Raw genomic sequence first — 12,110 nt, forward strand, 5'->3', positions numbered from 1 at the left:
CCAATACTTTTTTTACTATTGTACTGTAAATATAGCAATAAGCCTAAACATTTGTTTAGAACTTTTCAAACAGAAGTTTAATTTTTTCAGCAATAACTGCATTAATTGCAGGAATAACCTCATCCGCAAAGTTTTTTAGGTAGGGATAATCACCAATTTGCACTCCATATATAGCATTTTTGAAAAGAGAAATATCATTTTGATCATTTCCAAAAGCTACAAAGTCTTTACCAAAGTGGTTTAAAACAGTACTAGCCTTAGTCACACCTTTAGGATTAATCTATAGACACCTTTCGATATCATGGTAAGTTAGGTCTAAACATTCCAGTTTGTTTAGATTAAAGATAAGGTCTTCACGTATATCTTCATGCTCTACAAGTGGAATAACAACTTTGATAGGCTCATTAAGTTCATGAACAGGCAAAATCCTTGCTTTGTTTAATGGATCAACATTTGAAAGAAAAGGGATTTGCTCAGGATTTTGAATAGCATAATTAAAGGTATCATCAATAAAATAAGGGAGATTATAAGTATCACAGTAGCTAACAATCGTTCTTAGAGCAGGAGAAGGAATTGTGTATTGTGATACTAAGTGTTCATCTTGAAAGACTTCACCACCGTTTAAGCCAACTACTGTCAGCTTTCTCAATTCTCCTTCTAAAATACTAAGACAGTCTCTCTAAGAGCGTGCTGTTGCAAAAATAATCTCATGACCGTATTTAGGTGCTGTTAAAAGAACCTCTTGTAGTTCTTTTGACATGGTCATACCATCGAAACACAGGGTTCCATCCAAATCAAAAACAAATTTCATAGGGATAGTATAACAAAAAACCAGCTCTATAGCTGGTTTGAATATTTAGTATCAAAATACTTAGATTTTATCAAGGGCTAGTTTTAAATCTTCAATCAAATCATCTGCATTTTCTAAACCAACTGAGATACGAATTTGATTTGGAGTGACACCACAAGCTAGCAAATCTGCTTCTGCCAATTGTTGGTGAGTTGTTGTTGCAGGGTGAACCACCAAAGATTTTGCATCAGCAACGTTAGCTAAATCTGAGAAGATTTCAAGATTATCAATAACGGTACGTGCTTCGTCTTGTCCACCTTTAACATGGAAAGTGAAAATAGAACCTGGTCCTTTAGGGAAGTATTTTTGTGCCAAATCATAGTAAGGACTTGATGGTAATCCAGGATAGTTCACTTTTTCAACTTTTGGATGATTTTCCAAAAAGTCTACGATTTTTTTAGTATTTTCGACGTGGCGTTCGACACGAAGTGAAAGTGTTTCAAGTCCTTGCAAGAGCAAGAAAGCATTGAAAGGTGCCAAGGCAGCCCCTGTGTCACGCAAAAGTTGTGTACGAAGGGCAGTTACAAATGCTGCTGGCCCAACATCACGCGTATAGCTGATATTGTGGTAAGATGGATCCTCGTCAACCAACTGTGGGAATTTGCCTGAAGCTTCCCAGTCAAATTTACCAGAATCGACGATAAGACCTCCAATAGTTGTTCCATGTCCACCGATAAACTTAGTTGCAGAATGAACCACGATATCTACACCATGGGAGATAACATTGATGAGATATGGAGTTCCAAAAGTATTGTCAGCAACCAATGGAATCTTATGACTGTGAGCAATCTCAGCAATTTTTTCAAAATCAGGAATATTGATAAGCGGATTTCCTAAAGACTCAATCAAGACAAGCTTGGTATTATCTTTGATAGCAGCTTCAATTTCTTCAGGATTGTCAACATCTACAAAAGTTGTTGTGATACCATAGCGTGGAAGAGTTTCTTTTAAGAGATTGAATGTCCCACCATAGAGGGTTGTCGCAGCAACAACGTGATCGCCAGCATGTGCCAAACCAATGATAGCATAGGTGATTGCAGCCATACCTGATGCCGTAGCCAAGGCACCAACACCACCTTCGAGGGCTGCAATACGTTCTTCAAGTACTGCTACTGTTGGATTGGTAATACGTGTGTAAATATTACCAGGCTTTCTAAGGGCAAAGAGATCTTCACCTTCTTGAGCGTCGTCAAAAACATATGAAGTGGTTTGGTAAATTGGAACAGCACGTGATTTTGTTTCCTTGTCAGGTGTTTGTCCAGCGTGTAATTGTAAGGTTTCAAATGAAAATTCTCGTGACATATGGGTGTCCTCCAAAACAAAAGTTGTCTTCATTCTACACCCAGAAAAGCTAGCTGTCTAATAGAAATTTTTTATCAATGTGATAGGGAGGGCTTATAAAAAGGACCTTTCGGTCCCTTTCTATTTCTTCACAATCGGTGCTACGCTTGCCAAGACTTTTTTTAGCCCAACTTCTGGGAATTTTATCTTAAGTTCCTGTGTCTTGCCACTTCCAGTTACTTCTAGGACGGTACCATCTCCCCATTTCTTGTGGTGAGCGATATCTCCGATTTCCCAATCTGTAGCTGAGTTGCCAGAGTCTGAAGTCTTACCAAAAGGTAGTCCCCCAGTAGCTTTTGAAAATGGCTGAGCGCCAGTATGTCTTTGCGGTTGTACATTTGCTTTTCTGGTCTGAAGCGCTTGTTGTAAACTCATGCCTTGACCAAATTGTATAGGCTCTTCCTTTGTAAAACGAACACCAAATGATGAATTGGCTGGACGTGCTAGACCTTGATATTGTAATAAATCATCTGAAATTTCACGTAAGAAACGGCTAGGACGATTATAGCTAGTCTTACCAAAAAGCGTACGTGTATTAGCGTTGGTAAGGAAAAGAATCTCTTCTGCCCGAGTGATACCTACGTAAGCCAAACGACGCTCTTCTTCGAGTTCATCTGGCTCTTCTGAGGCACGTGACAAAGGGAAAACTCCCTCTTCCATACCAATTAGGAAGACAACTGGGAATTCAAGCCCTTTGGCAGCATGGAGAGTCATCAAGGTTACCTCTGCTGCTTCCATATCACCATCGTCCGTATCAGCAATTAAAGCTAAATCGTTTAAGAAACGGCCTAAACGGTCAATACCTGTCTCGTCTTCCGTACCATCGGTGTTGGTTTCGTCAAAATTCTTAGTAACAGACATGAATTCTTCGATATTTTCAATGCGCGCTTGACTTTCAAGTGTTTGTTGCATCGAAAGAGCATCCAGATAACCAGACTTATCCAAAACAGCCTCTACAGCTTCAGTGATGCTTAGTCCATCTAGCTGGTCGCGTAGGTTCAGAATCATGTTAGCAAAATCGTAAACGCCCTGAGCTGCTTTCCCCTTAATCGGTGATAACATAATATTAGCTGAAGCATCTAGGAGACTCATGTTTTGCTCATAGGCAAAGGTACGAATCTTTTCTAGTGTCCCAGGTCCAACTCCACGTTTAGGTTCATTAACGACACGTTCAAAGCTAATATTATCCGCAGGGTTGGCAATCAAGTTCAAGTAAGAAATGACATCACGAATTTCTTTACGGCTATAGAACTTGGTTCCTCCAACCATGGTATAAGGAATATTAGACTTGAGTAAAGCTTCTTCAATGGTACGAGACTGAGCATTGGTACGGTAAAGTACAGCGAAATCTTTGAAGTTCTTACCTTCTTCACGAATAATGTTATCAATAGTTGAAGCAACAAAAACGGCTTCATCACGCTCGTCATTAGCACGGTAATAAACAATTTGTTCACCGTCATCATTTTGAGTCCAAAGTTTCTTAGGACGGCGGTTACGGTTGTTCTTGATAACTTCGTTGGCTGCTTGGAGAATTTTCTTGGTTGAACGGTAGTTTTCCTCCAAGAGGACAACCTTAGCTTCAGGATAGTCCTTCTCAAAATCAAGGATGTTCTGCATGTCAGCCCCACGCCAACCGTAGATTGATTGGTCAGCATCACCCACGACACAGATATTCTTGAAGCGAGATGCTAAGAGTTTTACCAACTGATACTGAGCATGGTTGGTATCTTGATATTCATCCACGTGAATATACTGATACCGCTGCTGATAATAAGCGAGCACATCGGGATTTTTGTCAAAGAGACGCAAAGTCATCATAATCAAATCGTCGAAATCCATGGCTTCACTACGACGGAGCTCTTCCTGATAGGCTTTGTAACATTTAGCAACGATTTGAGTATACATATCACCAGCTTGGTGCTCATAAGCCACTTCATCCAAGAGGTCATTTTTTGCGTTGGAAATCGTCCCTAAGATGGCACGTTCATTCCACTTCTTAGGATCAAGGTTAAGATTCTTGAGAATACGTTTCATCAAAGTACGTTGTTCACCAGGATCCACGATAGTAAAGTTTCGATTGTAGCCAATATGGTCCGCTTCACGACGAAGGATTCGCACGCACATACTATGGAAGGTCGCAATCAATGTTTCTGAAGTTGCTGGGTTTAAAGCCATAGCACGCTCACGCATCTCACGAGCTGCCTTATTGGTAAAGGTAATGGCCAAAATATTCCAAGGATTGATCATTTTTTCGTCGATAAGGTAGGCAATGCGGTGGGTAAGTACACGTGTCTTACCTGATCCTGCACCTGCCATAATCAACAAAGGACCTTCAGTCGTTTGGACGGCTTCAGCCTGTTTGTCATTCATACCAGTTAATAATGGGTTCATCATATTCTCCATTCTCAAAAATAAGCTCTACTATTTTATCATTTTTTGGATGAAAATGCAGACTCTATTCATAATGAGTGTGAAATAACTTTAGCAAATAATCGTTTGTTTTTATTGGGAGGTTGTTTGCTTAAAATGATTGTTATTCCAAGCTTTTCTAGGTTTTGGTGAAAGGCATTCTTAAGTATAATATTCGGTTTTTTATAGTTTTGATGAAAATTAGTGTTGACACTGTTCGGTTTTTTCGATAAGATAGAACCACAATAAAATAAGAACCGAGTGATGTCATCAGGAAGACTGGTGATTGACGGACTTCTGGAGAGATCTTGAAGCAGCCTTAGCTGCAAACAAGACACCGAAGGGGCAAGGGGTAACAACCGAAACTCTCAGGTAAAAGGACAGAAAGCATCGCAAGTTTTTTACTTGTAGTAATAGCTTTGTATTCTCAGAGGTCTGGTTAAGCCAAACCTCTTTTTTGACGTCTCGGTTAAAGGAGATTGTTACATTCATGTTAGACTTTTTTACCACTATTGATGATTTTGTCTGGGGTCCCCCACTTTTGGTCCTTCTTGTAGGAACTGGGATTTACCTTACGCTTCGTCTTGGACTTTTGCAAGTTCTTCGTCTTCCTAAAGCTTTTAAACTTATCTTTGCTGAAGATAAAGGGGAAGGTGATATTTCTAGTTTTGCAGCCCTTGCGACAGCTCTTGCTGCAACTGTTGGTACAGGTAACATTGTTGGGGTAGCTACAGCCATCAAAACTGGTGGACCTGGTGCCCTTTTCTGGATGTGGATTGCCGCTTTCTTTGGTATGGCAACCAAATATTCCGAAGGTCTTTTGGCTATTAAATTCCGTACACTTGACGACCAAGGTAATGTATCTGGTGGTCCAATGTATTACATCACACACGGTTTCTCTGGAAAATGGCAAATATTTGCTAAACCTTTGGCCTACTTCTTTGCCTTTGCAGGTGTGCTTGTTGCATGGTTGGGGATTGGTACTTTCTCTCAAGTTAACTCAATCACCGCCTCACTTCAAAACAGCTTTGACTGGTCACCAAAAATCGTAAGTATCTTACTTGCTCTTATAACTGCTGCCATCATTTTTGGTGGTATCCAATCTATCTCTAAAGTTTCTGAAAAGGTCGTACCATTTATGGCTGGACTTTATATCCTAGCAGCTCTTGTGGTTATCTTTACAAACTTTAATCAACTTTTACCAGTTCTTGAAATGGTCTTCCAATCTGCCTTTACTGGTAAAGCAGCCGTAGGTGGTTTTGCTGGTGCTACAGTCATGGTCGCTATGCGACTTGGTATTGCGCGTGGTGTCTTCTCAAATGAGTCAGGTCTTGGATCAGCTCCTATCGCTGCCGCTGCCGCTAAGACCGAAGAACCTGTTGAACAAGGTTTGATTTCGATGACAGGTACTTTCATTGATACGATTATCATCTGTACACTTACAGGTCTTGCTATCCTTGTAACTGGTCAATGGTCAGGTAGCCTAGAAGGTGCCCCAATGACACAAGCCGCCTTCTCTTCTGTTTTTGGTACATTTGGTGAGATTGCCTTAACACTTTCTTTGGTTCTCTTTGCCTTTACAACAATCTTGGGTTGGTCTTACTATGGTGAACGTTGTTTCGAATTCATTTTTAAATCAACTAAATTCCTTCCACTCTACCGCTTCATTTTTGTGGTTATGGTTGCTCTTGGTGGTTACCTCACACTTGATGTTGTTTGGAAAATTGCGGATATCGTAAACGGCTTGATGGCATTGCCTAACTTGATTGCCCTCCTAGTCCTTTCACCAATCATCTTTAAAGAAACCAAATCATACTTTGAACGCCACAAATAAAGAAAAGAGCTCAGGCTCTTTTTTCTTGGCTTTATCAGCACCAATCCTTGCGACTACTGCTCTTTTGCGTTACAATGAAATTAAATCATTTTAAAACTTATACAGAAAAAATCCAAAGGAATAACTATGTCAATTACCAAAGAATTTGATACGATTACTGCCATTTCAACGCCCTTAGGTGAAGGTGCTATCGGTATCGTTCGCTTATCTGGAACCGATGCTATCGCCATTGCTAATAAAGTTTTCAAAGGAAGAAATCTAGAATCAGTTACTTCACATACTATCAATTACGGCCATATTGTCGAAAATGAGAAAACCATTGATGAAGTCATGGTAAGTGTTATGCGTGCGCCAAAGACCTTTACGCGTGAGGATGTCGTGGAGATCAACACTCACGGTGGGGTTGCTGTGACTAATGAAATCCTCCAACTTCTTATTCGTTCTGGAGCTCGTATGGCTGAACCTGGAGAATTTACCAAACGTGCCTTTTTGAATGGTCGTGTGGACTTGACTCAGGCTGAAGCTGTAATGGATTTGATTCGTGCTAAGACTGATAAGGCTATGGCCGTTGCCGTCTCTCAACTTGATGGTTCGCTCAAGGATCTCATTAACAACACTCGCCAAGAAATCCTTAACACCTTGGCTCAAGTCGAAGTTAATATTGATTACCCAGAATATGATGATGTTGAAGAAGTCACCACAGCTCTTGTCCGTGAAAAAACGCAAGAGTTCCAAGCACTTTTAGAAAATCTTCTTGCCACTGCTAAACGAGGAAAAATCCTACGAGAAGGCCTTTCAACGGCAATCATTGGTCGTCCAAATGTCGGAAAATCTAGTCTTCTTAACAATCTCCTACGCGAGGAGAAAGCTATCGTAACAGACATTGAAGGTACCACCCGTGATGTCATTGAAGAATACGTTAATATAAAGGGTGTTCCACTTAAGTTAATCGATACCGCCGGTATTCGAGACACAGATGATGTGGTTGAAAAGATTGGTGTTGAGCGTTCTAAGAAAGCTCTCGAAGAGGCTGACCTGGTTCTCCTTGTGCTTAATAGCTCTGAGCCGTTAACAGAGCAAGACCGTACATTACTAGAAATCAGTAAAAATAGCAATCGCATCATTCTTCTAAATAAGACAGACCTACCACAAGCAATCCAAATGGAAGAGCTTCCCGAAGATATCATTCCAATTTCGGTCCTCAAGAATGAAAATATTGACAAAATCGAAGATCGCATCAATCAGCTCTTCTTTGATAATGCTGGCCTAGTGGAGAAAGATGCTACTTATCTCTCAAATGCCCGTCACATTTCACTCATTGAAAAAGCTCTAGAAAGTCTTGAAGCAGTCAATCAAGGTCTTGAATTAGGTATGCCTGTTGACCTCTTACAGGTTGATATGACACGTACCTGGGAAGTTTTAGGAGAAATTACTGGTGACGCCGCCCCAGATGAACTCATTACACAACTCTTTAGTCAGTTCTGTCTAGGAAAATAAACATAACTAAATTTATGTAAAAAGGATGCTTAGTCATCTTTTTATTTTACATACATAACTCCAGAAATAAAATTATGTAAATAAAAAACAACCAATACTATAAAGACGATTGACTCATGCTTTTTAAGAAAGAAAATGCTATCATGGTATTATCCTATGATTTTGAAAGGTTAATCATGAGTCAAGCAGCTACTGATACTGATTTTAAACATTTGATAGATTTTGATGATAACCTGCTTCCTTTTCGACTGGAGGAAACTATGGTCGAAAATGGACGCCCTGATATTCTATTTCATTGGCATCCTGAGCTTGAAATACAGTACGTTTATGAGGGGACAGCTCGCTATCATATTGATTATGACTATTTTGACAGTCAGGCTGGAGATATTTTTTTGATATGTCCTAATGAGCTTCATTCGATTCATCCCATAGATAATCAGACTCATCATACTGATACTCTTCATTTTCATTTGGATATGTTGGGACAGTCTATGGTGGATCTGCTTAGTCTCCGTTATCTTCAGCCCTTACAGAATTCCAATTTTAAGTTTAAACAATGTCTAAGACCGTCAGACGAGGGTTATACAGAAATTAAAGCTCTTCTTTTTGAGATTTTTAAGATGATTCGTCAGAAAGATCGTCACTATGAACTTCTTCTCAAGTCAAAACTAGAGGAATTAATCTATCTCTTCTACTTCTATCGCTTGGTAGAGCGAAAGACTTCTGATGATCATTATCGTAAGAATGAAAAAATTCGGGAAATTATTGATTACATTAACCAGCATTATGCCGAAAATCTTACTATTGATAAGTTGTCATTGCTTATGGGGTATAGTAAGACTCACTTTATGACGATTTTTAAGCAACAAACTGGTACCTCTTGTACCGAATTTATCATTCAAGCAAGACTTAATGCTGCTTGCGAAGAGCTCCGTAATAGTGTTAAACCAGTTTTGGAAATTGCTACTGATGTTGGTTTTAACAATTTATCAAATTTCAACCGTCAATTTAAACACTATTACGACCAAACACCAAGTCAGTATCGAAAAACACATAGCAACAACAAGAAAACAAAAAAGAGTTAGCCAAATGGTTAACTCTTTTTTTATCTGCAAACTTCTTAGTATTTCTCTTTACCTTTGTGTTTTCCACTAAGTCCAAAGAGAGTTAGCAACATACCAAGTCCGAGGAGTCCAGCGTGTGAGGCCTTGTCACCTGTTGTAGGAAGAACTTCAGTTTGAGCAGAAGCTTCTGCCACTTCTTCTGTTTCTTTAAGTGCTTCGTTTCTTGTTGAAACGAAGAATACTTTACCATTAGGTGTCGTTACTACTTTAGATACAACTGGTATAGTTGTTTTAAGGTCTTCAGCAACGCTAGATGGCGTAACAGGACTCAATGGATTAAGTGTAGGGTCTTCTGCATTTTCTTTTTTGTTCAAGGCAGCAAAATCAGCACTTGAAATAGAAATGGTACGTGAGTTTGGATTGATAACTGCATACTTAGATAGGTCTGCATGTGTCAAGTAATCCGCAAAGACGGTATCCATTGAAGGACCTTCTTCACGAGGACCACCAAGCATTGTGTAGCCATCACCACCAGCAGCTAAGAAGTCATTCGTTACAAGGTAGTAATTTTCATTAGTGTTGAGTGGTTTATAGGTACCAGTTTCTGGATCAAAAATGTCAATTGATAAAATACGTTTTTCTGCTGGAAGTGTTGTGTCATAATAAACACGAGCTCCTGATACTTGAAGGAAACCGCCAGATGGTTCAAGAAGAGGTTGACCATTTTCATCTAGAACAGTTTTACCACTTTCGTCAACTTGGAGAATAGAACCAAGAGATTTGACAAACATATCATGGATATTTTGACCTGTCACTTGAATTTGAGCAACTGAGTTACCAAATGGAAGAACGGCAATGATATCACCTTTAGTGATTGGTTTGTCTTTGGCAATTGTTTCACGAAGACCACCACCGTTTGTTACGGCAAGGTTAGACTTGTGTGTGAAGGCTGATTGTCCGTAATCTAAGAGAGAATCAGCGACAACATTACCAAGGTTAGTTTCGCGAACACGAACATCCATACGGTCACCACTAAGTTTAACTGGACTATTTTCGATAACGACTTTCGAAGAATCTGCCTTGTACTTAGCTTGGATATTATCAATCATAGCTTTAACTGTTGGGTTAACTTGATAATTCTTCTTAGCTTCGTCGTGTGAAATCACGCCATGTGACAAGATACGGTCAGAATTATAAACGACGCGGCCGATATTGTTAAGGTAGCTACCAGTTTGGTTGTAAGTGACATTATCGCCGTATGTCGCTGTGTGAAGAGTGTGTGAGTGACCATCAAGGACAAGAACACGTTTTCCTTTCAAAGGTGCATAGTTTGAAAGAGCTTCTGCCAATGTTGATCCACGCCATTCAACTGGAGTTGTTGTATCTATACCCAAGTGACTAAGGACAATATAAGTCTTGTATTCCTTACCTTCAGCACGAGCATTTGACTCCACTTGGTCAACAACAGCTTTAACCTCAGTAATAGGATCGGTGAAAGAGACACCAGTGATATTACGTGGGTGTGTCTTAGTAGCTGTCTCAGGTGTAGTAACACCAATAACAACTACTTCATCTCCATCAACACCAGGTGTTTTGTCAATGATTGTAGATGGTTGGAAAAGACGTACGCCGTCCACATAAACGTTAGATGTGATGATTGGGAAATTGATTTGTTTGCTCAAACGACGCAATTGGTCAAGACCAAAGTCGAACTCATGGTTCCCCACTGTCATGGCATCAAAACCAACAGCATTCATGACGCTTGCCATGTCCTCACCCTTAGAGCTGTTTGAGATTGGAAGACCTTGGAATGAGTCCCCAGAGTCAAAGACAAGGGTTGTTCCTTTTGAACGAGAATCATTGACGATACCAGACAAAAGGGCATCACCAATAACTCCGTTACGATCATCTTCAACCATACGACCATGAACGTCGTTGGTGTGAAGAACAGTTACAGTGTCATTGCTGGCACTTGTGCTAGCATTTGTCACGACTTCTGTTGTAGGAGTTGCGACTGCAGTTGCAGTTGCTGTTTCACTGGCTGTGGCAACTGGTGTCTCACTTGTTTCAGCTGTAGAAGCAGTAACAACTGATGTTGAACTAGCTATTGGAGCTGCAGACTCGTTTGCTGCAGTTGTTGCTACAGTAGATGTCGCATTGGTAGTTGCCTCTGTAGCCACAACTTCAGTGCTTGGTGCTGTTACAGCTGCATGAGTTTCTACCTCGTCAGCTTGGACAGCATTAGCCAAGATGGCAGTTGAGACAAGTAGGGTTGATAGTGTCGTTGCAACGACTGTTTTCTTCTTCATTCCAAAAGACCTTTCTGATTTTTAAATCGCTTTTATTATACCACATTTATAAGATTAGAATTAAATAAATTTCAATATTTTATTAGATATTCAAACAATTTTTTCAAAAATTAATAGCTATCTAAACGTTTTTCAAGATAGCCTTCAAGCAGTTCTAAAGTAAAGCTCAAAGTCCAGTAAATAAGGGCGATTAGGATATACATAGACATGTAGTCATACTCACGCCCACCGATAATCTTAGCATTTTGGAAAATGTCAGGCACTGTAATCATAGCCGCCAATGAGGAACTCTTAAACATATCAATAATAACATTACCAAGAGGGGCTACTGCTATACGCATAGCCTGAGGTAAGATAATCCGACGGATAATAGACTTCTGAGGAAGACCAAGAGAGCGAGCTGCTTCCCACTGTCCCTTATCTACGGCCACTATGGATGAACGGAAAATCTCTGCCATATAAGCGGCACTAACACAGGAGAAGCCAATAAAGGCACAAAGAAGGGCAGGTAGCTGAACACCAACATAAGGCAAACCAAAGTAAAGAATGAAGAGCACGACCAACATAGGAACCCCACGCATGATGGAAATATAAATACGGGCTGGATACTTTAACCAAGGCTTTTGAGACATTCGCATAAAGGCAAGGATGATAGCAAAAACATTCCCAACCATAAAGCTTAAAAGCGAGATTCCTAACGTATAAGGCAGACCAGACAGGACATAGGGAATGCTCTTTAGAATCAGTGAAAAATCAATAATCATAAGTCTATCTTTCTAAACATTTCTTTAGCAAATAAGCGATCC

General features: G+C 40.0%; 10 protein-coding genes and 1 riboswitch. Of the genes, 3 read left to right on the plus strand and 7 right to left on the minus strand.

Translation table 11 applies throughout. The annotated features are described in order from the left end of the window. Nucleotides 1-55: 55 nt before the first annotated feature. The 5 genes from LG375_RS01555 to pcrA form a co-directional block, all read right to left on the minus strand. Nucleotides 56-280, minus strand: coding sequence for an HAD hydrolase family protein (locus LG375_RS01555; RefSeq protein WP_318779993.1), 225 nt, complete (start codon nt 278-280; stop codon nt 56-58). Continuing rightward, nucleotides 281-649: a hypothetical protein gene (locus tag LG375_RS01560; RefSeq protein ID WP_225745138.1), complete on the minus strand. Its 369-nt coding sequence runs from the start codon at nt 647-649 to the stop codon at nt 281-283. It lies immediately after the preceding gene. A 30-nt stretch (nt 650-679) separates the two neighbouring features. Then, nucleotides 680-811: an HAD hydrolase family protein gene (locus LG375_RS01565; RefSeq protein ID WP_225745139.1), complete on the minus strand. Its 132-nt coding sequence runs from the start codon at nt 809-811 to the stop codon at nt 680-682. Between the two features lie 60 nt (nt 812-871). After that, nucleotides 872-2,152, minus strand: coding sequence for an O-acetylhomoserine aminocarboxypropyltransferase/cysteine synthase family protein (locus LG375_RS01570; protein WP_175060618.1), 1,281 nt, complete (start codon nt 2,150-2,152; stop codon nt 872-874). 120 nt (nt 2,153-2,272) lie between these two features. Next, entirely contained in the window at nt 2,273-4,582 is a 2,310-nt protein-coding gene (gene pcrA, locus LG375_RS01575) for a DNA helicase PcrA (protein ID WP_175060617.1), read from the minus strand. Nucleotides 4,583-4,887: 305 nt separating this feature from the next. Further along, nucleotides 4,888-4,994, plus strand: a riboswitch (glycine riboswitch). A 96-nt stretch (nt 4,995-5,090) separates the two neighbouring features. On the opposite strand from pcrA, the gene LG375_RS01580 reads away from it, so the two are divergent. From LG375_RS01580 to LG375_RS01590, 3 genes are all read left to right on the plus strand, one after another. After that, entirely contained in the window at nt 5,091-6,434 is a 1,344-nt protein-coding gene (locus LG375_RS01580) for an alanine/glycine:cation symporter family protein (RefSeq protein ID WP_195917949.1), read from the plus strand. A gap of 126 nt (nt 6,435-6,560) precedes the next feature. Beyond that, entirely contained in the window at nt 6,561-7,931 is a 1,371-nt protein-coding gene (mnmE, locus tag LG375_RS01585; protein ID WP_225745140.1) for a tRNA uridine-5-carboxymethylaminomethyl(34) synthesis GTPase MnmE, read from the plus strand. Between the two features lie 176 nt (nt 7,932-8,107). Next, nucleotides 8,108-9,016, plus strand: coding sequence for an AraC family transcriptional regulator (locus LG375_RS01590; RefSeq protein WP_410534348.1), 909 nt, complete (start codon nt 8,108-8,110; stop codon nt 9,014-9,016). Between the two features lie 35 nt (nt 9,017-9,051). On the opposite strand, the gene nt5e is transcribed toward LG375_RS01590, so the two are convergent. Further along, nucleotides 9,052-11,304, minus strand: coding sequence for a cell surface ecto-5'-nucleotidase Nt5e (nt5e, locus tag LG375_RS01595; protein WP_225745141.1), 2,253 nt, complete (start codon nt 11,302-11,304; stop codon nt 9,052-9,054). 110 nt (nt 11,305-11,414) lie between these two features. After that, nucleotides 11,415-12,068: an amino acid ABC transporter permease gene (locus LG375_RS01600; protein ID WP_225745142.1), complete on the minus strand. Its 654-nt coding sequence runs from the start codon at nt 12,066-12,068 to the stop codon at nt 11,415-11,417. Nucleotides 12,069-12,110 lie beyond the last annotated feature (42 nt).

This window comes from Streptococcus sp. Marseille-Q3604 (genome assembly GCF_916619785.1).
Classification (GTDB): Bacteria; Bacillota; Bacilli; order Lactobacillales; family Streptococcaceae; genus Streptococcus.

Excerpts from the sequence above, each read along its gene's own strand:
- LG375_RS01565 (WP_225745139.1), bottom strand. The coding sequence starts at position 811 with ATGAAATTTGTTTTTGATTTGGATGGAACCCTGTGTTTCGATGGTATG.
- LG375_RS01570 (WP_175060618.1), bottom strand. The coding sequence starts at position 2,152 with ATGTCACGAGAATTTTCATTTGAAACCTTACAATTACACGCTGGACAA.
- pcrA (WP_175060617.1), bottom strand. The coding sequence starts at position 4,582 with ATGAACCCATTATTAACTGGTATGAATGACAAACAGGCTGAAGCCGTC.
- LG375_RS01580 (WP_195917949.1), top strand. The coding sequence starts at position 5,091 with ATGTTAGACTTTTTTACCACTATTGATGATTTTGTCTGGGGTCCCCCA.
- mnmE (WP_225745140.1), top strand. The coding sequence starts at position 6,561 with ATGTCAATTACCAAAGAATTTGATACGATTACTGCCATTTCAACGCCC.
- LG375_RS01590 (WP_410534348.1), top strand. The coding sequence starts at position 8,108 with ATGAGTCAAGCAGCTACTGATACTGATTTTAAACATTTGATAGATTTT.
- nt5e (WP_225745141.1), bottom strand. The coding sequence starts at position 11,304 with ATGAAGAAGAAAACAGTCGTTGCAACGACACTATCAACCCTACTTGTC.
- LG375_RS01600 (WP_225745142.1), bottom strand. The coding sequence starts at position 12,068 with ATGATTATTGATTTTTCACTGATTCTAAAGAGCATTCCCTATGTCCTG.